The sequence below is a fragment of the Pseudoalteromonas luteoviolacea NCIMB 1942 genome (assembly GCF_001625595.1).
Taxonomy (GTDB): Bacteria; Pseudomonadota; Gammaproteobacteria; order Enterobacterales; family Alteromonadaceae; genus Pseudoalteromonas; species Pseudoalteromonas luteoviolacea_A.
Window position 1 is genome coordinate 1 of sequence record NZ_AUXT01000046.1, and the last position, 25,277, is coordinate 25,277.

The 25,277-nt window shown below is 42.0% G+C and carries 25 protein-coding genes, 1 other RNA gene and 1 pseudogene; 21 read left to right on the top strand and 6 right to left on the bottom strand.

Annotated elements, in window-relative coordinates; genetic code table 11:
- The first annotated feature begins 64 nt into the window (after window positions 1-64).
- A pseudogene (locus tag N482_RS03570) lies at window positions 65-1,139 on the top strand (IS3 family transposase).
- A gap of 121 nt (window positions 1,140-1,260) precedes the next feature.
- Here N482_RS03570 and N482_RS03575 read toward each other — a convergent pair.
- The 3 genes from N482_RS03575 to N482_RS03590 all read right to left on the bottom strand — a co-directional run bounded on the left by N482_RS03575 (window position 1,261) and on the right by N482_RS03590 (window position 3,531).
- A complete protein-coding gene (locus tag N482_RS03575) occupies window positions 1,261-1,872 on the bottom strand; it encodes a tyrosine-type recombinase/integrase (RefSeq protein ID WP_063375776.1) in 612 nt (203 codons plus the stop codon).
- A 587-nt stretch (window positions 1,873-2,459) separates the two neighbouring features.
- Window positions 2,460-2,816: a transfer-messenger RNA gene (gene ssrA, locus N482_RS03585) on the bottom strand.
- Between the two features lie 517 nt (window positions 2,817-3,333).
- Entirely contained in the window at window positions 3,334-3,531 is a 198-nt protein-coding gene (locus tag N482_RS03590) for a hypothetical protein (protein ID WP_063375778.1), read from the bottom strand.
- A gap of 183 nt (window positions 3,532-3,714) precedes the next feature.
- Here N482_RS03590 and N482_RS25865 point away from each other — a divergent pair, with 183 nt between their 5' ends.
- The 4 genes from N482_RS25865 (at window position 3,715) to N482_RS03610 (ending at window position 5,040) form a co-directional block, all read left to right on the top strand.
- Entirely contained in the window at window positions 3,715-3,906 is a 192-nt protein-coding gene (locus N482_RS25865; RefSeq protein WP_063375779.1) for an ADP-ribosylglycohydrolase family protein, read from the top strand.
- Between the two features lies 1 nt (window position 3,907).
- Window positions 3,908-4,213, top strand: coding sequence for an ADP-ribosylglycohydrolase family protein (locus N482_RS25870; RefSeq protein WP_269202099.1), 306 nt, complete (start codon window positions 3,908-3,910; stop codon window positions 4,211-4,213).
- Window positions 4,210-4,521: an ADP-ribosylglycohydrolase family protein gene (locus N482_RS25875; protein WP_063375781.1), complete on the top strand. Its 312-nt coding sequence runs from the start codon at window positions 4,210-4,212 to the stop codon at window positions 4,519-4,521. The genes N482_RS25870 and N482_RS25875 overlap by 4 nt, the downstream gene beginning before the upstream one ends.
- Before the next feature lie 138 nt (window positions 4,522-4,659).
- Entirely contained in the window at window positions 4,660-5,040 is a 381-nt protein-coding gene (locus tag N482_RS03610; protein WP_063375782.1) for a GFA family protein, read from the top strand.
- A gap of 86 nt (window positions 5,041-5,126) precedes the next feature.
- On the opposite strand, the gene N482_RS03615 is transcribed toward N482_RS03610, so the two are convergent.
- Window positions 5,127-7,934, bottom strand: a complete 2,808-nt coding sequence (locus N482_RS03615; protein ID WP_063375783.1) for a TonB-dependent receptor plug domain-containing protein — start codon at window positions 7,932-7,934, stop codon at window positions 5,127-5,129.
- Between the two features lie 556 nt (window positions 7,935-8,490).
- Between N482_RS03615 and N482_RS25120 the strand changes: the two genes are divergently transcribed.
- The 7 genes from N482_RS25120 to N482_RS03655 all read left to right on the top strand — a co-directional run bounded on the left by N482_RS25120 (window position 8,491) and on the right by N482_RS03655 (window position 17,196).
- Window positions 8,491-8,727, top strand: a complete 237-nt coding sequence (locus tag N482_RS25120; protein WP_063375784.1) for a hypothetical protein — start codon at window positions 8,491-8,493, stop codon at window positions 8,725-8,727.
- 460 nt (window positions 8,728-9,187) lie between these two features.
- A complete protein-coding gene (locus N482_RS03630; RefSeq protein ID WP_063375786.1) occupies window positions 9,188-9,586 on the top strand; it encodes a hypothetical protein in 399 nt (132 codons plus the stop codon).
- 277 nt (window positions 9,587-9,863) lie between these two features.
- The gene (locus tag N482_RS03635; RefSeq protein ID WP_063375787.1) at window positions 9,864-10,919 is read left to right on the top strand and encodes an energy transducer TonB; all 1,056 of its coding nucleotides are present in this window, start codon (window positions 9,864-9,866) and stop codon (window positions 10,917-10,919) included.
- Window positions 10,920-11,100: 181 nt separating this feature from the next.
- Window positions 11,101-11,988: an ABC transporter six-transmembrane domain-containing protein gene (locus tag N482_RS03640; protein ID WP_063375788.1), complete on the top strand. Its 888-nt coding sequence runs from the start codon at window positions 11,101-11,103 to the stop codon at window positions 11,986-11,988.
- Window positions 11,978-13,126, top strand: coding sequence for an efflux RND transporter periplasmic adaptor subunit (locus N482_RS03645; protein ID WP_063375789.1), 1,149 nt, complete (start codon window positions 11,978-11,980; stop codon window positions 13,124-13,126). Before N482_RS03640 ends, N482_RS03645 begins: the two co-directional genes overlap by 11 nt.
- Window positions 13,123-16,215, top strand: coding sequence for an efflux RND transporter permease subunit (locus tag N482_RS03650; protein WP_063375790.1), 3,093 nt, complete (start codon window positions 13,123-13,125; stop codon window positions 16,213-16,215). The genes N482_RS03645 and N482_RS03650 overlap by 4 nt, the downstream gene beginning before the upstream one ends.
- An 81-nt stretch (window positions 16,216-16,296) precedes the next feature.
- Complete coding sequence (locus N482_RS03655) at window positions 16,297-17,196, top strand: helix-turn-helix transcriptional regulator (protein ID WP_063375845.1); 900 nt, start codon at window positions 16,297-16,299, stop codon at window positions 17,194-17,196.
- Between the two features lies 1 nt (window position 17,197).
- On the opposite strand, the gene N482_RS03660 is transcribed toward N482_RS03655, so the two are convergent.
- Window positions 17,198-18,082: a LysR family transcriptional regulator gene (locus N482_RS03660; RefSeq protein WP_063375791.1), complete on the bottom strand. Its 885-nt coding sequence runs from the start codon at window positions 18,080-18,082 to the stop codon at window positions 17,198-17,200.
- 154 nt (window positions 18,083-18,236) lie between these two features.
- Here N482_RS03660 and N482_RS03665 point away from each other — a divergent pair, with 154 nt between their 5' ends.
- From N482_RS03665 to N482_RS03695, 7 genes are all read left to right on the top strand, one after another.
- Window positions 18,237-18,851 carry a glutathione S-transferase family protein gene (locus N482_RS03665; protein ID WP_063375792.1) on the top strand — a complete coding sequence of 205 codons (615 nt, stop codon included), beginning with the start codon at window positions 18,237-18,239 and terminating at the stop codon, window positions 18,849-18,851.
- 14 nt (window positions 18,852-18,865) lie between these two features.
- Window positions 18,866-19,231 carry a nuclear transport factor 2 family protein gene (locus N482_RS03670; RefSeq protein ID WP_063375793.1) on the top strand — a complete coding sequence of 122 codons (366 nt, stop codon included), beginning with the start codon at window positions 18,866-18,868 and terminating at the stop codon, window positions 19,229-19,231.
- Between the two features lie 11 nt (window positions 19,232-19,242).
- Window positions 19,243-19,446: a tautomerase family protein gene (locus N482_RS03675; protein ID WP_063375794.1), complete on the top strand. Its 204-nt coding sequence runs from the start codon at window positions 19,243-19,245 to the stop codon at window positions 19,444-19,446.
- 176 nt (window positions 19,447-19,622) lie between these two features.
- Complete coding sequence (locus tag N482_RS03680; RefSeq protein ID WP_063375795.1) at window positions 19,623-20,450, top strand: class I SAM-dependent methyltransferase; 828 nt, start codon at window positions 19,623-19,625, stop codon at window positions 20,448-20,450.
- A 35-nt stretch (window positions 20,451-20,485) separates the two neighbouring features.
- Entirely contained in the window at window positions 20,486-20,704 is a 219-nt protein-coding gene (locus tag N482_RS03685) for a DUF6500 family protein (RefSeq protein WP_063375796.1), read from the top strand.
- A 56-nt stretch (window positions 20,705-20,760) separates the two neighbouring features.
- A complete protein-coding gene (locus N482_RS03690; RefSeq protein WP_063375797.1) occupies window positions 20,761-21,279 on the top strand; it encodes a GNAT family N-acetyltransferase in 519 nt (172 codons plus the stop codon).
- 184 nt (window positions 21,280-21,463) lie between these two features.
- Window positions 21,464-23,647 carry an OsmC domain/YcaO domain-containing protein gene (locus tag N482_RS03695; protein ID WP_063375798.1) on the top strand — a complete coding sequence of 728 codons (2,184 nt, stop codon included), beginning with the start codon at window positions 21,464-21,466 and terminating at the stop codon, window positions 23,645-23,647.
- Window positions 23,648-23,720: 73 nt separating this feature from the next.
- On the opposite strand, the gene N482_RS25125 is transcribed toward N482_RS03695, so the two are convergent.
- Window positions 23,721-23,876: a hypothetical protein gene (locus tag N482_RS25125; RefSeq protein ID WP_196763527.1), complete on the bottom strand. Its 156-nt coding sequence runs from the start codon at window positions 23,874-23,876 to the stop codon at window positions 23,721-23,723.
- 154 nt (window positions 23,877-24,030) lie between these two features.
- On the opposite strand from N482_RS25125, the gene N482_RS03700 reads away from it, so the two are divergent.
- Complete coding sequence (locus tag N482_RS03700; protein WP_231100782.1) at window positions 24,031-24,261, top strand: hypothetical protein; 231 nt, start codon at window positions 24,031-24,033, stop codon at window positions 24,259-24,261.
- A gap of 57 nt (window positions 24,262-24,318) precedes the next feature.
- Entirely contained in the window at window positions 24,319-25,209 is an 891-nt protein-coding gene (locus N482_RS03705) for a helix-turn-helix domain-containing protein (RefSeq protein WP_196763526.1), read from the top strand.
- Window positions 25,210-25,277: the final 68 nt, after the last annotated feature.

Here is a 25,277-nt window from a genome sequence, read left to right on the forward strand (position 1 = left end):
CCCCCCTAAAAATAACAGTCCTCAAAAGTAGAATTTTCTCGTAAATTAGACGAAGGGGATCTACATGAAAAAATCAAAATTTAGTGACAGCCAGATAATGGCTATTCTAAAACAATCAGAATCGGGCATTCCTGTTCCAGAGCTATGTCGTGAGCACGGCATGAGTAGTGCTACTTTTTACAAGTGGCGTGCTAAATATGGCGGGATGGACGCATCACTTATGGCTCGTATGAAAGAGCTAGAAGAAGAAAATCGTCGCCTGAAAAAAATGTATGCTGAAGAGCGGTTAAAAGCGGAAATAGTTCAGGAAGCGTTACAAAAAAAGTGGTGAAGCCATCGCAACGTAAAGTGATGGCGCAGCATATGGTTTCCAATCGCAACATCAGTATTAAACTGGCTTGCATGGCTTTTGGTATTAGTGAAAAGTGCTACCGCTACCAAGCAAAGTTAAATTCAGAAAACGCTGAAATAGCCGACTGGCTTGTAAAGTTAACCGAGGACGAAGTCGATTGGGGTTTTGGTCTCTGCTATGACTATTTACGAAATGTTGAAGGTTTCAAATGGAACCATAAGCGTGTTTATCGAATTTACTGTGAATTACCCTTAATTTGAGAATACGCCCCAGAAGGCGATTGAAGCGACATAAACCAGAACCACTGAAGGAGCCAATACAGCACAATCAAGTGTGGTCAGTCGACTTTATGCATGACCAGTTAAGCAATGGCCGTAAAATACGTTTGTTTAACGTCATAGATGACTTTAAACGTGAAGGGTTAGTGATTGATGCGGGGTATTCATTTCCAGCGATTAGAGTGATAAGAAGCCTAAATCAGCTAATTGAGTGGCGAGGAAAACCAAGCGTCATTCGTTGTGATAATGGCCCTGAATTTATAAGTCATGAATTCATTCACTGGGCTAAACAACATGGAATTCGAATTGAATATATTCAGCCAGGAAACCCACAACAAAACGCTTACATCGAACGACATAACAAAACAATTCGATATAGTTGGTTGAGCAAAAACTTATTTGATACGTTGGAAGAAGTTCAAGAACATGCTACAAGTTGGCTGTGGTTTTATAATCATAAAAGACCACACAAAGCTAATGGAGGAAAACCGCCATTGGCTGTAGCTTAACTCTCTATTTTTGATGACCATATTTTCAAGGTGTAGGAAAATAGTGGTGATTCATTTAGCATGTACTTGGCTGTCTTTGCTTCTATCAATGAGAGCTCTTACCTGATATGTGTATATTAGCTTACAGCTCTAGCGTTAGATACATATCCTTGATCTCATCGGGGATGATGCCAAGATAGTCTAGAGTTTGGGCTTCGGTGGCGTGGCGGAATGCGCGCATTAGCAGTGCAACTGACGCATGATTTTCAATGCGTTGATGATACCCCCATGTTTTTCTGAGCGTATGCGAACCAAAGTTGCCATTGAGTTTTGCATGCTTGCACCAGCTTTTAACCAGCCGATTTAACGCTGGCACTGTGAGTGGTTTCCTCAGTCTTCGAAATGATACAAACAAAGGGGCGGATGGGTCTAAGCGGTTTGGGTGGTGGTCTAGCCAATTTTGTATTGCGGTGATGGCTGAGGTGTTTAACGTGATAGGGCGGTACTGTTTATTTTTGGATTGCTTAAGCTCTAAATAATCACCCACTTGCAGATGTATGACTTGGCCTATGGTGAGTGATAGTAACTCATTGGCCCTGTAGGCCTTGTTGATGCCCAGGGTAAATAAGCAAAGGTTTCTGGGTTGATGTTTTAAGTGTGCTTTGATGGTGTTGATTGCTTGGCGTGTTCGAATGGGCTGAACTTTGATCGAAGAGCCCCGCTTAGGGTGGTTGCTGTTGTTACTTTTGGGCATTCGCAGTCTTTTAAAACATCTCAAATTTTTGAGCTTGTTAACTTTTATTTGAAAGTTGGCATAATCCATTTTCCCGTTACGTATAAATAGATTAGCAAGGATTCAACAGGCTGTAAGTGTGGTGGGACGCACCATTAAATCCTTGCTGAGTACGCAGTTATTATACCTTTATCAATTTTCAAATATAAATTAAAGAAGTTTTTGTTATATGGAGCCCTGTCCGTTGGGGTAAGCTTTCAGGCTGTTGCTGCTGGAATGACTAACGCTGAGTTTTTAGAGCTTGATAATTCTTATAAAAAATTTTGGATTCAAGGCGCGATGTATTCGCTTGGGCATGTCGCGGCTGCCAAAAGTAAAGAGGCGGAGAAATGCGCATTCTTCTAAAGTTATTGAGCCTCTGGCAAACCCGGGGCAAACCCGGGGCAAACCACTTGTATTTTTGTTTTAGCGACAGCCTGTCACGGCGAGTGACCGCCCCGCGAGGGAAGGGTTTTGAAATTATGTGGTCAGAATGTGGACACTATTTTACAGACACAAAAAAGCCAGTTAAAGAAGTTCTCTAACTGGCTGTTTTATAACACTTAATGTGGTGGAGCTGGGGGGATTTGAACCCCCGTCCAGAAAGCGTCGACCCTCGGTCCTACATGTTTAGTATCGTCTATTAGTTAACCTTTAGCTCTCGGACGAACACGATAGATAAAGGCGAGGCCGCTTCAATTTAGCCCTTCAACCCCGGCCAGGGTTTCCGTAGCGATCTTGTGTGGGGTGACACTCCAGAACCAGAACCACAAGCATTTCTTGGAGGAGTGCTAGCGGGCTATTATGCCGCTAGAGCGTAGTTATCGTCGTTTGCGATTACTTTAAATGCGGCTTTTTTACGAGGCCAACCGCCCCTCGACATGCACCTCAGGCTTCATGAATCCTGTCGAATCCTAATCAGCCCCTGAAATCTTTCATTCAGTAGATAATAACTTTACTAGACTTTGTAGCAGAGTTGTTATTTTCCAGTATTGTAGCCCTAATATATTGGCTTAGCAATAGTTTTTATACTCAATACCTCTTAGGTTAGACTGTTTGTTGATTTACTGACCGCTTTGGCGTCAAAGTGTTCGACTTTGGTCATCCTCACTATGTTAAGCAAGAATGAAAGTCTCTTTATTCTGCGATTGTCATGTCGTTTGAACGAGTGTACGGGTAAGTAGGGGGATTTGAACCCCCCAACTAATTTCTGCTTTATAACAGCTACAAAGCGTGCTATTTAAATCGGCTTACCCAGTTTACGTTGTTGAGTTGTTTAATCTGTTCTTCAGTTAAAAACTCGCTAAGTTGCTTTGACTTTAATTGGTTTAGTTCTGCTATTTTATTGGTTAAGTCATGAAACGTTGGGTAAGTCTCTTGGTCGGTGATTACGTATGCTACTTCGATAAAGTTATCTCTAAGCGTGGAAAACAGGCGCTGCTGTTATGTATTGGTTAAATCATGGCTCTGCGAAACGAAGTCGACCATCAATTGTGCTTTTTTATTAGCGTCTTCGTAAAGGGTTGATAAGTACTTTTCCTTCCACTGTGTTCGGTCTGCTAAAAATGTGTGATGTTCTCTATTTTGTTTTTCGCTATTCAAACTAAGAGGTGTTTTGGCTTTTGATGATTTAGCGTACATGGGTACTAACTTGCAGCTCTTTAAGTAGCTTTTCGATGTGTGAAACTCGGACTTGCATATCTTGTACTTCATTAAGATGCAAGTGATTGGAAGGTCTAAATTAATAGGATGTTTTAAAGCTGTCGTAATAGGTGATGCGCGAGGGGCTGCGGATGAAGGAGGGCTATTAGAGCGCGCGACTTGGTGGTTTTTAGGCGTTACACCGACGCAAAACAAAGGTATACAGACGACACACAAATGTCGATTGATGTGGCCAATTCATTTATTGCGAGTCAACGGATTGAACAAAATCACCTAGCTGAAGAGTTTGCCAAGAGTTATCACTGGTCAAGAGGGTATGGGCCAAGTGCTGCTAAGTTATTGAAAGGTATATAGGCTGGGCAAAGTTACAGCACTTAATAAAGCCAAGTTTAAATACGGGTCAAAGGGCAGTGGCGCTGCTATGAGGGCGTCGGTGGTGGCTATGTGTAACTTAGTAAGTCGGGAACAGCTGCATAAAGACATCATCAAAACGGCTGAGATCACCCATGCACACCCAGAAGCAATCGGGGGTGCTTTCTTAATTGCGCGTACAACGCAACTTGCCATATGTGGTGTTGAAAAAATAGGAATAATACAAACACTATGCAATGAAAGCGATTTGGCCGTATATAAATCGAAGCTTGTTATCATGCGATTGTGAATAATAAGGCGCTCACTAAGTCTGAGATAAAGCGTTTGTTTGGCAACGGAGTGCTCAGTACGGACTCGGTGGTGACCGCGCTTTACTTTGCTTTTAAATACCGTCATGAACCGCTTTTAGAAATGCTATCGAGTATTTGTCAATTAGGTGGTGACACAGACACCATTTGTGCTTTGGCTGGTGGAATTTGGGGCGTATATAATGGTGATGATGGCTTAGAGGGTTTTACTCAAGAAGTCGAAGGGCTTGAAGAAATCAGTGTGCTCGCCCAAAAGCGGTATGACATGTATTCTATAGGTATTATTTAGGGTAACTCACTTTCACGTCTATTACTTTTGTTTTATTTTTTGCTTTTTGAAATTGCAAACTGTATAAATGTACAGCTTTATTGTTTGGCATTACTTTGAACACGAGACAAAATAAAACAAAAATGGAAGGGGCGAAATATGAGAGGGAGCTGCCATTGTGGCAATGTAGTTATCGAGCTATCGACTAAAATTGACCAAGTGACAAGTTGTAATTGTTCAATATGTCACCGTTATGGTGCTATATGGGGTTACTTTAAACTTGATGAGGTCAAAATAGAAAGCAACACTGGGCGTATTGACAGTTATAAGCATGGAGATGAATATCTTGATTTTCATCACTGCGCGCACTGTGGGTGCGTTACACACTACACGCCGAGAGAAAAAGCACAATCAGAGCGCATGGCTGTTAATCTGCGTATGTTCGAAAAAGGCCTGCTTGATGAGGTGTCTATTCGCTATTTTGATGGTGCAGATTCTTGGGAGTTTAAAGCGCAAAGTGCAGATAGGTACTTTATTTAACGCTGGACTGTAAATATAAATAGCCCCAATCACTTGGGGCTATTGGACTAGCTAGACGTGCATGGATTCAACACGCGCTCCTGGGGTTAAAAATCGTAGTCGATGCCAATGTAGCCAGAGCGGCCAAGGATCGTCCAGCCGTTGTATCCGCCTCGGCTAGTAGTCCAATGATCGCCACCGTTGTTGTCAGTCACATTGTTGATACCAATATAAACAGATGCGTTGTCCGTTAACTGATAATCAGCACGTAGGTTATGAATTCGTGAATGAGAAGGGGTATCTGAATCTCGGTAGCCTGATGCGTCATCATCTTCATAGCGACCAGACATTTTAAACTTAAATGTCCAGCTTAGCGTCAGGTCATTCAATTGATATTTGGTAACTAAGTTAGATGCCCATTTAGGTGTACCTAGCTCACCCACTTCATTATCTGTTTCATCTAGCCCTGTTGCAAAGTTACGGGTAGTTTCAGAGTCTTCAAGCAAGCGAGATGCTTTAAAGTCGAACGAGAGTGAATTCCATGTGTAATATGCTTCTAAATCAACCCCCCTGACACGACCAGAGTCAAAGTTCAGGCTCAGTGGTTTTACGTATTCCACGTCACCATTGTCTTTTCTGAAAGCCAAATCACAGAACATGTTGTCGATTGAATTTTGAGACAAGTCAACGCAGTTCTTTAAAACATCAGTGCCTCTGAACTCAGAGATTTTGTCTTTTAGCTTAATGTCAAAGTAATCAATCGAAATAGTTAAATATTCTACCAAACTTTTTGGTGTCAGCACTAAACCCACCGTTAGCGTGTCGGCTTTTTCTTGTTTTAAGTCAGGGTTACCTGAACTTCTGGATTGGCCGCGCTGGGTTTTGATGTTTGAGGTCCAATCTGGAGAAATGCCGAGCAGCGCACAGTTGGCCTTGCGGCGCCCATCTGCTGGACCGCCATCTATCTCATCTGCATCACATGGATCTGTAATGTTTGAATACCCAATAGACTCACTTCTAAATTGCTCGTATAGCTGAGGAGCTCTTACTGCTTGAGAGTATATAGAGCGCAGGCGAACTTGATCGTTCAGCATCCAGTTCACAGCGAGCTTGCTACTTTCAAAAAGGCTATCGTTGGTTGAGTAATCCGCGATACGGTATGCCGCTTCGACGTCTAACTGATCAACAAATGGCAAATCGCTTAATACTGGGATTAATACTTCAACGTACGCCTCTTTGATGTTGCGACTGGCATCGAGTATTTGCATTGTGGAAGACAATTTACCTGACGCCCACAATTCATGTGGGTCAAAATAAATGCTTTCATAGCGCGCTTCTAAACCGGTACTCATTTGCATAGTACCCGCAGGCAATTCATAAAGATCGCCAGACAGGTTTGCCGTAAACGCATGGTTTACGGTGTCTGTGGTAGATGTGAATGAATCAATTACATAATCCATAAATGCGTCAGATGAGCGCTCAAACGGTGAAAAAGTAGGGCAGTTACCCGCTTCAACACACTCTCCAGCGACTTGCATTTTACTTGTAAAGCGGTCTTGGCGCATTTCAGTATGTCGCTCTAGCGATGCCATTGACTTACCAGTGACGAAGTTTACGTCCCAAAACCAATCATCGGCGTAAACACCTGAAAAAGTTAAAGATGAAGAAAAGTAGTCTCTGGTATTAGTATGTTTACGTCCACCACGTTCGTAAAAGGTGTGGTGGAAGCCAATCCAGTCTTCATCATCAAAGTTATCGGTGATTGAAGCAGGAGTATCAAAAAGATCCTTTACCTCTTTTACTTGCATCCAAGCACGTTTAAATGGCGGATCAATGACGTTATTGGATTTTGTGCGAGCGAATGTGACATCAAAATTGACGTCAAAGCTGTCGAGTTGATAGTTCAATGAAGTGAAGAGATTAATGCGTTCAAACGGGTCTTCAATGTGACCCCATGCCGTCCCTTCGTAACCTTTATCGGCGTCGACCAGCCAACCGTCGTACATATCTCTATAGCGTGCGCGAAGCGCGACTTCCTGTGAGGCCTCATCAAAGTCATACCAGTCGTAGCCCCCATCTTCATTGTTATAGACTGAAAAAATGGTTTGAGGTACACCCCAAGGAATAGGGGATACATTGGTTTTCCAAATTTTATCTGGTTGGCCTTCGCCTTTATTTGGGTTACTTACAGAGCGCTGATAATTATAGGACTTTTCGCGGTTGGTTTGAGTCAGTGCTGACTCCGACAAGTAATCAAGGGCGATGGTGACATTGCCATCATCCTTAAATGAAAAGCCGTGGGTAAAGTTAAAGCTTCTTGTGCTATGTCCGCCTTCTTGTGTACCAGAGAAGTGTGCATTCGCTTGCGTACCCTCAAAATCTTTTTTCAGGATAAAGTTTACAACACCTGCAACGGCATCAGAGCCATAAATGGCGGATGCGCCCCCTGTCATGACTTCAACACGCTCAATCAACGAGGCTGGAATAGTACCGACATCAGCGAACATACCTTGGTAGTCGGTTGCCACTAACGCTGGGCGCTTGCCGTTGATTAGTACGAGTGTTCTTTCTTCGCCCATGTTGCGCAAATCAAGAATATTTAGGCCCGAGTTACCGAAAGAGTAGTTACCAGATGCTGAATCGAATCCATCTGCAAATTGTGGCATACCAGTTAGTATGTCATTGACATTGTTAGCACCTGTAATTTTGATGTCTTCTGCTGAAATAACAACAGTAGGTGACGGCGCCTCAAAGCTTGCACGCATAATGCGAGAGCCTGTTACTGTGATGCGCTCAGGTGCTTCGGCTTGATTTTCGTCGTTCGCATATGCGCTAGGTACGATGCTAGTTGAAGCGATGGCTAGAGCTAATAAGCTCCGATTTAAATTGCGCTTCGTTTTTTTGTTGATGCTCATGGTATTCCCCTCTTTACCACAGAATTATTATTGTATTTCTGTATCACCAAATTTGTATGCAAAACTATTTTTTAAAGTTAAAAATAGAATTTATTTTTATATAGAACTGATAAACATGATCTAAAATCACAGAGTGATAATTGTATACAATATACACTAAATTTAATTAGGCAAGAGATAATATTGAATCCATGATGGTTTTTGTTGCTTAAAGCGCAGCTAACGATGGTGTTTTGAGCACTAGTTACGTGCAAATCTATTTGTTAAAAGAGGTTGGCGAGTATGAATGAAACTGTTATAAATTTATCATATCAATTGCGCTTGCTTTGTATCATAAATTTTACATTGAGGTGGGGTTGTAATTTTTTATTGCTTAAATCAAATTAAAAATTTTGTCTAAAAATTTGCAACAGGATTGTGTAAGGTAAGTTGATATCAGCGACCTTTGAAGTTCTAGAACAGCAAACGAAAATGAATTAATTATTTTAAAATAAAGCCAAGCGTGATAGTAAGTATAACTAAATCAATTATCTAGCAATGTTAAGGAAAGAGGGGTATGTTTAAGTTGCCAATTGCCTTGTTATCTGTGTTCAGTGTATCAGCGCATACGAACGTTATTCGACATGACGTCGACCCTACGCGTTACTTAGCTAAAAACTCCGACTTTTCGCCTTTGGCAACATTTTATTTTGATGGTGCCCACGTTACCTTGATAGACCCCAAATTGATTGTCACTGCGGCACTCGCAACTTTTTGTATACAGCCAAACAGCTTTGTAAAAATTGGAAGCTAGGGGCACTGGCAAAACAGGACAAACTATTGGTAGCTATCAGAATCAGCAAACATTCCGCAAGGCTCAAAACACAGTGTTTGAGGCAGTAGGACCGTTGCTAAAGTTTAAGTCTAACGAAGGTGCAAACGCTTTACCATTAGAAGGTGTATCTGGTGGGGGGACAGTGGTGGCCCCGCGTATCATAGAGACTCAACCACAACGTATGTGCTAGGTGTTAGCTCAAGATTAGAGGGGGATGGAATTGGTAGGTATGGGATCACTGAAATATACACACGCATCTCGTATTTTAACTTATAGATCGAAAGTGTGATGAGTAAAAAAAGTAATGTGAATCAAGTAGTGACAAAGCTACCGTTGGCTTCTTTGCCGGGTCGGCAGGGATAAATGAAAACAACTTACAGAATGTGTGTGAGCAAATAGGTTTGTTGCCGCAATAATAAGTAAAGTAAAAAGGAGTTTTATGAATATATGGATTTTGAGTGCTGGAGCTTTGGCATTGCTCACCACTGCCGTGCATATTTTTGCAGGTCAAGTGGACCCTGTTAGAGCTTTTTTGAGATGTAACTTGGAAGAGGTACCCAAGGCGACGCTGTTGGCGTGTTGGCATATAGTGTCCGTGGTGTTGTTATTTTGCGGGGTCATACTGAGCTTAGTCGGTTGGTACGCTGCCAGCCAATTTTATCTCGCAGTCTTGTTGATTGGTGCGCTTTATGTGTTGTTTGCAATGGTATTTGCTTTTGTGGGGGCATATTTTTTCAAAGCTAACGCATTGATTAAGCTGCCTCAGTGGTGTCTGCTGCTACCAGTAGGTTTGCTTGCCATTTGTGGGAGTTATACGGCTTTACCTCCTGCCTTATAAGCGAATAATACCTTTATGGTGTTATTTTGGTTGCTTTTTAGTGTTTAAAGGGTATGTAGGCGCTGTCAAAACATTACCTCAAGGAGGGGCATATTAGGTTTATATTATGTAGTGTATTATGAGAAAACAACTTAAATATGTTGTTTGTCATTTGATTACAAATATACATAGGAAGCGAACTTAAGAGTTTTGCAATTTAAGGGACTTCAAAACATTCTAGGAGCGAAAAGATACCGTTTCGAAAATTGACTTTGAATTTTTACAGTAAGGGAAGATTATGAATCTGATTTCTACGCTGATACTAATAGCGGCATCATCTCAAGCTGGTAACGCACTAGAAGTTGAGACGGAAGACTTTTTACGAGAAACCATCATCAATGCTGTACCTATTGAAAGGACTCCAGCAACCTTTCCACGGAGGGCAGCAGAACGAGGTCAAGAAGGGTGGGTGCAACTTAGCTATGTGGTGAATGAAAAAGGCGAAGTTGAGTCCGCTGTTGTTGAAAAGTCATCTGGAATTCAGTCATTTGAAAAGGCAGCGTTGACAGCGATTAAAAAATGGCAGTTTAAACCAGCCGTACAAAATGGCAAACCAATCAAACAATGTAAAAACCAAATCCAAATGGATTTTCAATTAAAAAATGGCCCAAAAGGTGTATCACGTCGGTTTTTAAGCCGTTACAAGTCGTTAATTGCTAAAATTGAAAGCAATGACCTAGAAGGTGTACCAGAAAAGATCAAAGAGTTAAGAGAACTGAATTTAGGCAACTTTACTGAAGACAGTTATTTCTGGGCTCTAGTATCGAGGTATCACTTCAAAGCAGGCAATGAATTCGACGAACTTGATGTACTCGATAACCTGATCCACAGGGGGGAAAAGTACCTTAATAAAGAAATATATGTCGGATCAGTGGCGCGTGCAACATTGCTCAATTTAAAACACAACAGGCTCAAAAACGCTATTCGATATTTTGATATTTTGGCTGAAATACAGGGCGCAGAGGACGTAACGAAACAGGTATTACCTTATATAGATAAACTACATGCATTTATCGAAGATGATAATAAGCAGATCTGGGTACAAGGTCAGATTTCAGACCAAGATTTGTGGCAGCATGAACTGGTACGAAATGCATTCACAATTGCTAATATCGAGGGTGATTTAACCTCGTTAGAGGTAAGATGCTTAAATCAATATTCTGTCTATGATGTTCAGCAGGGGCTACAGTGGAATATTCCTGAACAATGGCGTGGTTGCCGAGTTTACATTCATGGCAAAGAAGGCGCTTCTTTTAATCTGATCGAAACAGTGAAGCCAGATATAAAAGCGTAATCAATTTTACTGTGTGCTCGGCTTGAACTTACTGGTCGGGCGCACTGCATCACAAAGTCTGGTAATACTTGTATCCGTTGACCTTTCAAATTCCCCCAAGATAGTAAAACAGCAATCTAGGACACTTTTTATAAAACGAAATTGGTGATACTTCGGCTCTAGCGGTATTTAGGAGTCAGATATGTTCACGCAACACTCAATTTCACTGTGGTCTATTGTGAAATTAAGCCCTGTCAAAATCGCCATTACTTGGTCAATGGTTATTTTGGAAAATGTTCTACTTATTTTGTTGCCACTGTTTATTGGTTACGCAATTGACGGTGTACTAGCTAATGATACAACACCATTGTTTTGGTTTGCTACCAGCCTATTTTGTTTGGTTACCGTAAGTGTTTTACGCCGATTTTATGATACGCGCGTTTACGGTGGTATTCGTGTAAGGCTTGCTGAGAAAGTTGCTCACAATCTAAAGGAGGCAGATGTGTCTTCTAAAAGCGCACGACTAACAATGTCTAGGGAATTAGTGGACTTTCTAGAAAATGACTTGCCAGCGCTTATGACGGCTGCAATTCAGCTTGTCTCTATCGTGATTATTCTCGCGACTTTCCACACTTATTTTGCTTTGAGCGTGTTATTAGCAAGCTGCGGCATGTTAATGGTTTATGGTTGTTGTCATAACACGTTTAAGCGTTTAAACGGAAAATTGAATGACCAAACAGAGCAGCAGGTTAAGGTACTAAGTGCAAAGCCATTTGCGGCACTTAGCGCCCACCTTGAAAAGTTGAAAAAACATGAAATAGCATTGTCGGATACCGAAGCCCTTGTATACGGCTTTATTTTTGCACTGCTATTCATATCTGTACTGTGCAATTTATGGTTGGTGAAGATTGTACCTAGCCCGAGCACTGGCGAAGTGTTTTCAATTTTAACTTACTCACTTGAGTTTGTTGATACGGCAATTATGCTGCCTGTAACGCTACAGGTACTCTCCCGATTAAGCGAAATCACACAGCGATTAAACCGTGGCAATGAAACACAATTAACTAAGGAAGGCAGTTATGAAGTTTAAAAATATATTGGCGATTGGTGCGGGGGTTTTAGCCATTTTTACGGCGCTTGTGATTGTTGATGAACTGACTGTTGCTGAGCAGGCTTATCAAAAGAACGAGCCACAAGCGCAACCAGTTTCTGTGGTCATAGTGCACCCAGCGCGCCATGCCCCAAACATAAACTTGATAGGAAATACACAAGCACGCCATGTAACGCAGCTTAGAGTGTCTAGTAACGGACAGCTTAGTTGGTTAGATACTGAAGTTGAGCCGGGAACACTGGTGCCAAAATCGATGCCTTTGGCAAGACTTGACATGACGCACCTTGCGTCGGAACTGGCTCAGGCACAAAGTCGAGTTCGTCATGCTGAACTAACGCTAGAACAACAACTCCATGAACAGTCGGTTGCTGTTCGTATGTTATCTGACAAAAATCAAAGTCGGTACGCAAGAAGAGAGCCGCAGGTCGCGGCTGCTAAGGCCGACTTAGCTCAAGCAAAGCTTGCGCTAGAGAGCACCAGTAAGTTGGCACAGGAAGCACAGGTTATTGCACCGTTTGACGCAGTTATCCTATCAAGAATGGTAAGCCCCGGTGACTGGTTAAGCGCTGGAGAAACCTTATTTCAGATTGCCAGTAGCGCAAGTATAGATGTTATTATGCCTATATCTGAGTCGACGTGGCGTAAGCTGGCGCCACAGCTAGCGTCGCAACAATTATCGTTGCACGTGATTGACCGCGCTGGTACAAGTTGGCCTGCGGATGTTAGATATATTGCACCTAATGTGGATGTAAACACTCGCCAGCGACAAATTGTATTAAAAGTCGCTAACCCCTACAGCTCAGTCGTTTCGCTGATGCCAAATCAGCCAGTTCAGGTAAATATACAGCTTGTTGCAGAGCCAAACGCATTTAAAGTGCCTCAAAGTGCCCTAACAAGGGATGGCATGATTTGGCTTGTTGATGAAGGGAGTACTTTGCAAAAAGAGCAAGTAGAGGTGCTATCTAAAAATGACAAGTACGCCTTTATCCGTTTCAATTCAGCCTCAAAAACAAGTCGACAAATTGTGTCATATCCGCTGTTAACCATGTTAGTTGGCAACAAAGTTGCCCCTGTAGTGGACCAAATAAGGTTAGCGAGTAAGGAGGAGAGTCAATGAGTTGGTTAACTAAGTGGTTTATTGATAACTCGGTCGCGGCCAACCTGTTGATGTTTGCCATTATTGTTAGTGGAGTCTTGGCATTTGGGCAATTGAGAGTAGAGTCGTTTCCGCAAATTGCACCATCAAGTATCTCTATCACTGTGCCATACCCAGGCGGTACTGCTGCGCAAATAGACAAAGGTATCACACAGCGCGTCGAAGAGTCTGTCAGTGACATCGCTGGCATTAAGCAAATTATAAGTCGGTCAACGGCAGGGCTATCTACCGTTACGATTCGCAAAACTTCAGAAACGGACATTGATACGCTACTCAATGATGTACGTAATCGGGTAAATGCAATTGTTGGATTTCCTGAATTAGCAGAACGCCCGATGGTAGCCAAAGATGAATTCACTAACTTAGCCGCGTTTGTGGTCGTATCTGCACCAAGAACTGACAGTAATTTGCAGTTAATCGCTAAGCAGGTTGAGGCAAAGCTGAAGCAACATGCCGATATATCCCGAGTAGATAACTGGGGGAGTCGCAGCCCTCAATTGGTTATTGAACCTGAGCCGGTCAAGCTTGCGCAATTAGGCATGAATTTAGAAGATTTTTCTTCAGCTATAGAACTGTTTTCTCAAGAGACTAGAAGTGGAGAACTCACAAGTGACAGTGGTCGTTTGTTATTGAAAGGAGATGGCTACGCTGACAGTATCACAGAGCTCAAGCATATCCCTATTATTGTTAAAGAAACGGGTACTGTGCGTGCGGGAGATATTGCCAAAGTATACCGTGATTATGAGCAAAGTGGTTCAATTGTGCGTAATAATGGGCAAAATGCCATTGCATTGTTAATAAGTACAAGTAGGTCTGACAACTTGCTTCATGTAAGTGCAGCCATTCATGAAACACTGGAACAACTCAGCGAGCGACTGCCTGCGGACGTACAACTAAGCACGATGGCAGATATGGCCCCGTATATTGAAGAGCAACTATTTAGGCTGGGAGATAACGCATGGCAAGGACTTTTGATAGTCATCATACTTTTGGGGCTTTTTTTGGATTTAAAGTTAGCCTTTTGGGTTTCTGCCGGTATTCCTGTAGCACTGTTTGGTACCTTAGGGGTGTTGCAGCTGACCGAACATAGCATAAACGATATCACGCTATTCGGCTTTATTCTTGTGCTTGGAATTTTGGTAGATGATGCTGTGGTGGTAGGTGAAGCCATTCATGATAAACGAAGTCAATACAAAGAGGGTCGTTTAGCTGCCTTCGAAGGGGTTCAATCAGTGTCTGTAGCTACAATTTTTGGTGCATTGACCACGATTGCTGCCTTTTCCCCAATGCTATGGATCAACAATGACTTAGCAAAACTATTGGCAGGGTTTTCAGTGGTTGTGATCATTGCGCTCTTATTTTCTCTCATTGAGAGCAAGTTTATTTTACCAGCACACCTTGCTCCTTTAAAACACGATAATGCAAAGAAAAGTGGTGTGATTGGTACAGTACAAACCGCTGCCCAATCGTTGTTAGATGCGTTTAAAATACGTGTGTATCAGCCAACGCTATCTTTAGCAATAAAATATAAAGTGGCGAGTTTACTGTTTTTTGTTGCCTTTATTACGCTTGCTTATGGTATGTGGTCGACAGGTTCTATTCGCAGTGCTGTATTCCCTGATATCCCCGGTCGCTACGTAACCGCAAAGGTGTCGATGCAAGATGGCGCGCCATTGCCGCTTCAAAGTAAGGCCTTGGCGCAGTTAGAGCAAGCAGCGAATCAGGTTGGCGATCAGCTACAGTCTCAATATCAGCTAGCGAGTCATCCTGTTGTAAATTTACTTGCGTGGTCTGACGGTTATGGAGCCATTGAAGTGACAGCTGAGTTAACCAATGAATCTTTGAGTTTGCTTTCGAGCTATTTGTTGGCAGACAGTTGGCGAGAATACGCAGGTGCTATTGAAGGGGCATACTCGGTACAATTCTCAGCATCAGATGCGCCAGCAGGCGGGACCTTTGTTTCTATATCTGCACAGGAAAAAGCGATTGCCAAACGTGTTAGTGCGCAATTATCCGAGTCTTTAGCGGTACAGGCTGGTGTTTCGGATATCTACGATGACGCGGATGGAGGGCAAATACAAATTCGAATTACCCTCAATGAATATGGTCAACAATTGGGTCTAACCCAATACAACATTGCGAAGTTGGCTGGTGAGGCGTTTGGACATAGAGAGCTGCATCGAATACTCGATCAAGGACAAGAAACGAAAGTACTGGTCCGGTATGCAAAGCATGAACGCCAAAACATAGAGCAGCTTAAAGCAAGTTTAGTAACTTTTGGGGCTGGGCAAAGTGTTAGGCTTGAAGATGTCGCCTCATTTAGCTTTGAACAAGTACCAGAGATCATCCTCAGGCGTGATAGAACAGAGGTTGTAAATCTCTATTGGAAACAAAATAGGGATATACAATCACCAGAAGAAGTACTCGCAAGCCTACAAAGCGACATAGATCAGTTAGAGCGCACATATCCTGGTGTAAAAATAATGACTGGGGGAGAGTTTGAAGAGATCACTGCGGTGTCAAAAGGGTTTAAATCGGCTATGTTGATGACGGTTATTCTTATCTATATTTTGTTGGCTATTCCACTCAAATCTTATTGGCAGCCGTTTATCATTATGGCTGTGATCCCATTTGGCTTTGCAGGTGCCATATTTGGTCACTACATTATGAACCTGCCTATCAGTTTACTCTCTATGTTTGGGATGATGGCAATGACAGGCATTGTAATTAACGATTCGCTGGTTTTGATAACGCGATTTAACGAGTTTTATCGCGGTGGTATGACGTTAAATGAAGCCTTAGTCAAAGCTGGGACGAGCCGGTTTAGAGCAATATTTTTAACCACAGTTACCACTGTTTGTGGCTTACTACCTTTACTATTTGAACAAGCAGAACAGGCTCAGTATTTGAAGCCAGCAGCGGTTGCCTTAGTGTTTGGTGAACTTTTTGCTACTGTGGTCACTTTGATTTTGATACCGATATTGCTCGGTATATTTTGTCGCAAGCAACCTAAGCAGCAGGTTTCAATGTTGCATGGTGAGACTGCATAACTACAATTACTTACACGCTGGTATTTGATTTTAGAGATGTAGCGCGTGATAGTTGTGGCATTGGCCACAACTATCTTGCTTATGTTTGAAAAAAAATTAAAACCCTATGTATTGGTGCCAGAATATGCACTATTGGATCCATTGCCTGAGCATCTTCAAGCTCGCTTTAATAAAGCACTTACGCTAATGCACCAAGACTTGGCCGCGGGGCTTTGTTGGGAGCAAATAGCCACACAAAGTGCTATCTCGCCATTTCACTTCCATCGTCAGTTTTCTGAGCTTTTTCATGAAACACCGGGGCAATACTTGAGCCGAGTGCGCTTGCAGTATGCAGTACATTATATTTTTGCAGAAGATGAATTCAAAATTACTGATATTGCGCACGAATGTGGCTATTCGTCATCTCAGGCTCTTGGGAAGGCGTTAAAAAAGGCCCTTGGATTAACGGCAAAGGAGATACGAGCGATGGGGGTAACTGGGACCCCGAGGCAAACCGCGGATCTGATGAGCAAGTTAGCGCACCCAACGGAGTCAGGGTCGTTAGAAAACAAACTGGCGAAAGATTTGCCCTGTGAGCTGGTGTGGTATCCACAAAGGGGCATGAAGTTATTGCCGAATGCCAGTGAAGATTGGGACACCATCTTTGAGACATTTGGTGAAAAGTCGACGCGTATTATGGGTATGACGCCTGTTAACCAATTAGAAAAAAACTGGCAAGATATTGAAACTTACATGGGGGATTGGCAGGTTTGTGGATCTGAGTACACAAAATTATTAGCAGAGGGCCATTATTTTTGTTGTGATGTCTATCTCGTTTCAGACACCGCGTACATCGTGGCACTCGAGCAGTTGTTTAAAGTGATAGAATCTCTGGGGTATCAATTAGATACTAATGGTCACTTGGTTGAAATCATCCGAGATATTGAAATAACAGAAACAGGCGGCGTCACTTTTTCTTTTCAAGTGCCGGTTATTGTGTGAGTTAACCTTTAATTGTCTTGGAAAAGTACTGCTCTAAAAACTGGATACATTGTATTACTGTTTCTGGTACAAAATGTCTGGCAGGGTAGAGTGCATAGAGCGTCAGCTGTGGCTTTTTAGTGTGGGTGAGTACTTCAACGACCTCGCCGTTTTCAATTGCCGTGTTGCATACAAAGTCGGGTAAAAAGCCTATCCCGTTGCCTGCTTTTATGATTTCTAACATAAATGGGGTGCTATTTACTTTTAATGAGCCACTTATAGCGACACCATTTTCAACAGGCCATACGTGCTTATTTTTAAAGTAGGTATATTCAAAACAGTTGTGTGCTCGCAAATCTTTCGTCTCAACGATAGGCGAGTGGTTGTTTAGATATTTTGGTGATGCGCATATTCGGTAGCTAAATTGTGTTAGTGGTCGACCAACATAATTTGAGTCTAGTAATGTGCTTGAGGCCCGAAATCCCAGATCAAAGCCATGTTCAACCAGATCAATGTCTTTATCACTTAAATGTATATCTAAATGGATCTCAGGAAACACAGCCATAAATTGATTAAAAACGTCAGTCAATATAGTGAGCCCAAGTGCCATTGGTAAATTGACTTTGAGCACGCCTTTTGGCATTTGGCCCATTTGTTGAACTTGCAATTCTGCTTGGGCGAGCCGAGAAACAATGTCTCGTGCGTGAGCTAAGTAGGCTTCTCCTGCTTGAGTTAGCTGTAAATTTCGTGTGGTACGATGAATTAAACGTGCCGCCAAACTTTCTTCAAGCTTGGTTATCTCTTTACTTATCATTGATTTTGATGTCCGCCTAAGTTCTGCAACTCGTGTGAAGCTGCCTAGCTCGGCTACGTTAATAAATACCTCAATTGCACGTAATTTATCCATATGTTCCCCGCATAACTGTTTCCTTGAAAGAAACAGTGAGTTCGTATTGTAACTATATATTACGCATAGGACTTTTTCTACACTGGTGTTGTTGAAAGATTCAGGAACCTAAGTTTCTGAAATTATTAGTACTGATAGTGTGTAGGAGAAAAATATGTATACCCTTTATTTCATACCAAGTGCGTGCTCGTTGGCAGTACAGGTCATGTTGCGAGAACTCAATCAAGCGTTTACGTTAGTGAATCAGCAGAACACTGAGAATTTTATCGCGGTAAACCCCGCAAATGTAGTGCCAACGCTGGTGGAAAATGGCAACGTTTATACCGAAGGTGCAGCTATTATGCTGCATTTGTTACGTACTCACCCGAGCGAGTTGTGGCCGTCATCTTTAGATCTACAACAGCAAACAATTGAGGACCTGATGTTTGCCAATGCATCGATGCACCCAGCCTATGGCAGGTTATTTTTCGCGACACATGCGATAGCTAATGAACAGGTCCGCCAATTGTTCATAGAAGAAGCTGCTAAAAAGATCAATAAGTTATGGCAAGTAGTGAGTTTGCGATTGAAACAGCGAGAACATAAAGGTGGATACCTTGGTGGGGGTATCCCTGGTGCTGCCGACATCTTTTTGGCTGTTTATGCACGCTGGGGGGCACACTTTTTTGTCAATATTCACATTCCTGAAAATGTCCGGCAGATGCTAGATAGCGTTATGGCGAGACAATCATTCAAAGCAGCATTATTAGCTGAAGAGTCTTTGACGTGATATGTGGAGATCTTATGCATTGCACCAATTTGCAAGATATTGATGAAGTCAAATCGGTTGTTCACCTCTATTTTGAAGGGCTATATCACGCCGACGTCAACACGCTCAAATCAATCGTTTGTGAAAATTTAGAGTTAAAAGCCCCAAACTTGAGGCGTACTTTAGCGCAGTGGCTATCTCTTGTTGTAACTAGGCCCGTGCCAAAAGAGCAAGGGGAGTCGTTTGATTATCGGATCTTGTCTATCGACATTGAAGGTGAGCAGGCGATGGTTAAGCTCGTTTGTCCATTACTCGGACGTGTTTACATCGACTATTTAGGGCTTTTAAAAGAACAGGGCAAGTGGCTGATCGTGAGCAAAATGTATGCGGATATTGGATAGAGGGGGGTCTTGTGCCTTATATCAACATTAAAGTAACCGACGAAAATGTGACAAAAGAGCAAAAACGCGCACTTATACGAGGAGCGACAGAATTGATGGTCAAGGTGCTCAATAAAGAGCCATCAACAACATTTGTATTGATTGATGAAGTTAATACAGACAATTGGGGTATTGGTTATGAGCAAGTGTCAGAAATTAGGAACATCATTAAGTAGCAATATTTGATTAGCTAAACAAGTTGCAGACAATTTAATAATAATAGTGGGCTTTTAAGGAGGGTTTTTACCTTAAAAGCCCACCTTAGCGTATATCAACATGGAGCTCACACGCTAAATTTTTTTGTTGTTATCGCGTTATGGTTATGGTGCAACAATTTAAGAAGGAACTTGCAATGAAACAGAGTACCAACCTCACTTCGGTACCAGAGACCATGCTTTGGACACTTCATAACCGTGCTGTAGAGGCTATGAGAAGTGATGGCGTCATTCGGGATGAACACGCAACACGTATATATCAAAGCATTGACTATCACTTTGAGCAAAGTTTTGGCAAAGCGGAACCTTCGCATGCAGTTCGTTCGCTAGATTTTGATAGAGAAATCAGCGCTTTTCTCGAGAAGTACCCTGAAGGAACAATCGTTAACTTGGGCGAAGGGCTAGAAACACAGAGGTTCAGGGTTTCAAATAACAAGGCGCTGTGGCTCAGTGTCGATTTACCCGAGTCTATCGAAATTAGAGAGCGATTCATTCAGCCAGATGAAAATCATCTCCATTTATCTTTTTCAGCTTTTGATAGACAGTGGTTTGAGTATGTTCCTAAAGACAAACCTTTGTTTATCTCTGCGCAAGGGTTATTTATGTATTTCAAAGAGCAGGATGTTGTTAAGTTGATTAAGGACATTGCCGCAACATTTGATAATTGGCGTTTGATGTTTGATACCATTCCGGTATGGCTATCAAATAAGTCGACGTCAGCCACTGGTTGGGAGAAAACATCACACTACACTACGCCAAAAATGCCATGGGGTATTAACCGTGATCAGCTAACTACATATTTTAAAACACAGTTACCAAGTGGCTTACAAATAACAGATGTGGGATATTCAAACTTTCCAAGGGGTATGACGAAGTGGGTGTTTATGGCATTGAAGTCGCTACCTATTATAAAAAACAATGCTCCAACGATAGTAAAAATTGAACCTGTCAATTTTTCCAAGTAAGATAACTTGGCTAAAAAAATTAAAAGAAAGTACAAATGAGACAGAGCCTTAGAGAAAAAATAATCAAAGTGTGTGAGCAGAAAATCGATAAGAAAGGAGAGGGCGTGGGCTTATCGTTCTACGCATTTTTTGCAAACAAAAATGATGACTCTGAAGTGTTGATGGAAGCGGCAACATGGTGGATACAAACCCATCAGCTCGACCATTTTGAAAAAGCGCTAAAAGTAAAAGAAATGGTGAAAAGTGGGCTGTGAGTCTACCCCACAGTTATCTTAGTTACCCTGTCCAATAAACTAAACAGAGTCATTGCATGAAACAACCCAACATTGAAACTCAACGTCTGATTTTAAGGCCTTTTTGCGACAATGATGCGCCGCGAATAGCCGAGCTTGCAGGTGAGAAAATTATTGCTGACATGACGGCAAATATGCCGCACCCATACGAACCAAGTATGGCCATAGAGTGGATTAGCACGCATCAAAGCGCATTCGAGCAAAAACTGGCTGTGGTCTACGCAATCACCATAAAAGGGGACAACCGTATTATAGGTTCGGTGAGCTTTCCTCAACTGGGTAAAGGCGAAGGAACACTTGGTTATTGGTTGGGAGTGCCTTTTTGGGGGAGTGGTTTCGCATTTGAGGCTGCTAAAGGACTCATCGAATATTGCAAGGCGAATTTAGGGCTGCGAATAGTTCACGCAGTGCATTTTACAGAAAATACGCGCTCTCAATCGGTGATAGAAAAACTCAGGATCCCATTTTTTGAAGAAACAACACACTTGGTCAAAGGTGCACAGTGTCCGGTGAGGGTTTATAAAGGGGACGTTTAAAAGTTAGCCATTTATGAGTGTACTTAATAATGGTACGATTTTATTTGCGCTTATTTGCAATTAACCCAAGACTAATGACACGAAAAATAAGATAATCACCCAGTTAAGATAATTTTGCTGCTGGGTTTAATCAAGCTAGGCTTTGATTTGACCGAGTAGCTGTGCACAACTGTGGAAGAGTTCAATGGAAATTAAAGTTAATTTTCTCGATAATCTGAGACTTGAAGCCAAGTTTGATGATTTTAGTGTTATTGCTGATCAACCGATCCGATACAAAGGTGATGGTTCGGCACCGAGCCCCTTTGATTATTTCTTAGCCTCATCTGCACTTTGTGCGGCATACTTTGTTAAGGTCTACTGTGTTTCTCGTGACATCTCAACAGATGGGATCCGCATTTCACAAAATAACATTGTTGACCCTGAAAATAGATACAATCAAATCTTTAAAATTCAGGTAGAGCTACCTGAAAGCATTTCTGAAAAAGATCGTAAAGGTATTTTGCGCTCTATTGATCGTTGTACTGTGAAAAAAGTGATTCAGACAGGCCCTGACTTCCAGATTGAAGATGTAGAGAGCTTAGATGACGATGCGCAAGCGATGCTCATGGTGAAGCCTGAACAAGATGCCAATACATTTATCTTGGGTAAAGACTTACCGCTAGAGCAAACTATTGCCAATATGACAGGGATCCTTTCTGATCTTGGCATGAAAATCGAAGTGGCCTCTTGGCGTAATATTGTTCCAAATGTTTGGTCACTCCATATTCGTGATGCTGCGTCACAAATGTGCTTTACCAATGGTAAAGGCGCAACGAAAGAAAGTGCGCTTTGTTCTGCGTTAGGTGAGTTTATTGAGCGTTTGAACTGTAACTTCTTTTACAATGATCAGTTCTTTGGAGAAGAAATCGCGAACAGTGATTTTGTTCATTATCCAAATGAAAAGTGGTTCCAACCTGAACCAAATGATGAACTTCCAGCTGAGATTTTAGACGAGAATACGCGAGAAATTTATGATGCTGAAGGTGAGTTGAAAGGATCAAACTTAATTGATACTAACTCAGGTAATATTGAGCGCGGTATTTGTTCCATCCCATATACGCGATACTCTGATGGCGAAACGGTGTACTTCCCTTCAAACCTTATTGAAAACTTGTTTTTAAGCAACGGAATGAGTGCAGGTAATAACCTAGAGGAAGCGAAAGTTCAGTGTTTGTCAGAAATCTTTGAGCGTGCTGTCAAAAAACAGATTATCGAGCAAGAAATTGTATTGCCGGACGTACCTGAAGAGGTTTTGGCAAAATATTCTGGGATTGTCGACGGTATTAAAGCCTTGGAAGAGCAGGGGTTCCCTGTGGTTGTCAAAGATGCCTCATTAGGTGGTCAGTTTCCGGTTATGTGCGTAACGCTTATGAACCCCAAAACTGGGGGTGTATTTGCATCGTTTGGTGCGCACCCGAGTTTTGAAGTTGCGTTAGAGCGCAGCTTGACGGAGTTATTACAAGGTCGTAGCTTTGAAGGCTTGAATGATGTACCACGTCCAACCTTTAACAGCATGGCTGTATCTGAACCTGAGAACTTTGTTGAGCATTTCATTGATTCTACGGGTGTGATTTCTTGGCGTTTCTTCAGTGCTAAGAAAGATTATGACTTTGTAGAGTGGGACTTCTCTGGAACTAATGAAGAAGAATGTGACCAGCTTTTCGGAATTTTAAAAGGGCTAGGCAAAGAAGCCTATATTGCTGAATTTACTGACTTGGGTGTAGCATGTCGCATTTTGGTACCGGGTTACTCTGAGGTTTACCCAGCAGAAGACTTAATCTGGGACAACACCAATAAGGCGCTACACTATCGCGAAGATATTTTGAACCTTCACCGATTAAGCGACGAAGCCCTTGCTGAGCTAGTTAATCGATTGGAAGAGAGTCAGTTAGACAATTATACCGACATCATTACGCTGATTGGTATCGAGTTTGATGATAATACGGTGTGGGGACAGTTGACGATCTTAGAGCTCAAATTACTGATTTATTTAGCGCTGGGTGATTTAGAAGAAACGATGGACTTGGTCGAGTCGTTCCTTCAATACAACGACAACACTGTTGAGCGCGGCATGTTTTACCAAGCTATGCACACAGTACTTGAGATTGCTCTGGATGAGGAATTAGAAATCGAAGATTACATTCATAATCTAACGAGAATGTTTGGCCAAGAAGTGATGGATAACGTAATTGGTTCAATCAATGGTGACGTGCGATTCTATGGTTTGACCGAAACAAGCACTAAGCTTGAAGGCCTAGATAGACACCTTAAATTGATCGAAAGCTACAAGAAGCTTCACACAGCACGTGCCGCAATTGCAGCAAAATAGTCGAGCTTAATTGACTTTATAACAAAGCCCGAAGCATGACCTTCGGGCTTTTTAGTCTGTTTGCAATGCGGCGTTATTCTCCGCCGCCGCCAGAGTCTCCTCCAAAGCCACTGCCGCCACCATTACTACTATTACCGCCATGGTGACTATCTCCAGTACCAAATAAAAAGATATTACTGCTGGAGTTTGTCTTTGTGCTACTACTGACGCTTTTTGTCCCTGCAAACAATAAATATAGCTTTCTTAAAATGCTCAAAGTAAATATTAGAATGAGAAGAGGGCAAATAATACCTGCAATCACCGATGGCGACTGAAGGTCTGTAAAATACCAAAGTACTGGTTGAGGAACTACGGTGTTATGGGGGTTTTGAGCAGGCTCCGGGTTGTTGTTTGGTCGAGCTCGCGATTACAGCGATGATGAAAAAGCGGAACTTGATGAAGTGATTTTGTCGGTTTTAAAATATGAATTAGGCTGTAACGAGCTCACTGTTGTGAGCAACTTAGATTTTGGACATACAGATCCTCAATTGATTATGCCACAGGGAGTGAAGATAGAAATTGACAGTCAAGCTCAACAAATACGTTTCTTGGAATCTCCTTTTAATTTAGGTTAACTTGTTTTTAAACTTTAAAGCATGGCTGTGTTAGAGCGAATTTGCAGGATAGGGAAAATGGAAATAGCAAGTTATTGTCAGCGACATATTTTAGTTATTCCTCAAGCTTTAGGGGCATTGTCGGATGTGAGTAAAGTTGTCAGTTATAACGGCTCATCACTCTATTTCAAAGATCTAAAACAGGACTTAATAGATGTTGAGTTTTATACAAATCAGTTGTGTTTAGTTTTTGTAGAAGAAGGAAGCGAAACGCTTACAGGCTGGCAGAATAACCAGATAACATTAACAGAAGGCCAGGGCATATTACTCTGTCAGGGGCAGAACTTACATTCAGATTTTGTCAAAAGCACCCAAGACCTCAAAGCTTGGCTAGTGTTTTTTGATAAAGCACTCATCGAGCGTTTTTTGTTGTCAATTGCAGTCAGTGAGAACAGGCCTAACACACCTACAGGTAGTTTTTTGACAGTGGAGCATACAGCTGTCTCGGGGTTTTTTCGGCAGTTAAGTAGTTACCTTAACCACGAAATTCGGCTGGATAACATGCTTGACTGCAAGCTAACAGAGTTGCTACACGTATTATATGCTGTATGTGGTCAAGAGCTGCGTGCTTTACTTCAGATGTCAGAATTGGCACTACCGGCAAAACGCAATCTATATCGGCTTTTAGAGCAAGACCATGTGTTAAAACTGTCTGTCTCCGATTTAGCAAAGCTATCAGGGAGAAGCTTATCTGGTTTTCAAAGAGATTTTAAACAGCTTTATACGCAGTCGCCTAAGCAATGGTTGATCAAAAAGCGTATGGAATATGCCAATAGATTAGTTTCGCAAGGGCAAATGTGTATCACGAATGTGGCGCTTGAAGTAGGTTACAATAATGTTTCGCATTTCATTAAGGCATATAAAAGCACATTTGGAGAAACGCCTAAGCAACAAGCGTTAAAGAGCTGACTTAAAAACCGTACTTATCAGAATTTTGCGGAGTTATTTGTTGGTTATTGCGTAAATTGACTTCCGAC

Coding starts and splice junctions, on each gene's coding strand:
- N482_RS03575 (WP_063375776.1), bottom strand. CDS start 1,872: ATGCCCAAAAGTAACAACAGCAACCACCCTAAGCGGGGCTCTTCGATC.
- N482_RS03590 (WP_063375778.1), bottom strand. CDS start 3,531: ATGTACGCTAAATCATCAAAAGCCAAAACACCTCTTAGTTTGAATAGC.
- N482_RS03610 (WP_063375782.1), top strand. CDS start 4,660: ATGAGAGGGAGCTGCCATTGTGGCAATGTAGTTATCGAGCTATCGACT.
- N482_RS03615 (WP_063375783.1), bottom strand. CDS start 7,934: ATGAGCATCAACAAAAAAACGAAGCGCAATTTAAATCGGAGCTTATTA.
- N482_RS25120 (WP_063375784.1), top strand. CDS start 8,491: ATGTTTAAGTTGCCAATTGCCTTGTTATCTGTGTTCAGTGTATCAGCG.
- N482_RS03630 (WP_063375786.1), top strand. CDS start 9,188: ATGAATATATGGATTTTGAGTGCTGGAGCTTTGGCATTGCTCACCACT.
- N482_RS03635 (WP_063375787.1), top strand. CDS start 9,864: ATGAATCTGATTTCTACGCTGATACTAATAGCGGCATCATCTCAAGCT.
- N482_RS03640 (WP_063375788.1), top strand. CDS start 11,101: ATGTTCACGCAACACTCAATTTCACTGTGGTCTATTGTGAAATTAAGC.
- N482_RS03645 (WP_063375789.1), top strand. CDS start 11,978: ATGAAGTTTAAAAATATATTGGCGATTGGTGCGGGGGTTTTAGCCATT.
- N482_RS03650 (WP_063375790.1), top strand. CDS start 13,123: ATGAGTTGGTTAACTAAGTGGTTTATTGATAACTCGGTCGCGGCCAAC.
- N482_RS03655 (WP_063375845.1), top strand. CDS start 16,297: ATGTTTGAAAAAAAATTAAAACCCTATGTATTGGTGCCAGAATATGCA.
- N482_RS03660 (WP_063375791.1), bottom strand. CDS start 18,082: ATGGATAAATTACGTGCAATTGAGGTATTTATTAACGTAGCCGAGCTA.
- N482_RS03665 (WP_063375792.1), top strand. CDS start 18,237: ATGTATACCCTTTATTTCATACCAAGTGCGTGCTCGTTGGCAGTACAG.
- N482_RS03670 (WP_063375793.1), top strand. CDS start 18,866: ATGCATTGCACCAATTTGCAAGATATTGATGAAGTCAAATCGGTTGTT.
- N482_RS03680 (WP_063375795.1), top strand. CDS start 19,623: ATGAAACAGAGTACCAACCTCACTTCGGTACCAGAGACCATGCTTTGG.
- N482_RS03685 (WP_063375796.1), top strand. CDS start 20,486: ATGAGACAGAGCCTTAGAGAAAAAATAATCAAAGTGTGTGAGCAGAAA.
- N482_RS03690 (WP_063375797.1), top strand. CDS start 20,761: ATGAAACAACCCAACATTGAAACTCAACGTCTGATTTTAAGGCCTTTT.
- N482_RS03695 (WP_063375798.1), top strand. CDS start 21,464: ATGGAAATTAAAGTTAATTTTCTCGATAATCTGAGACTTGAAGCCAAG.
- N482_RS03705 (WP_196763526.1), top strand. CDS start 24,319: ATGGAAATAGCAAGTTATTGTCAGCGACATATTTTAGTTATTCCTCAA.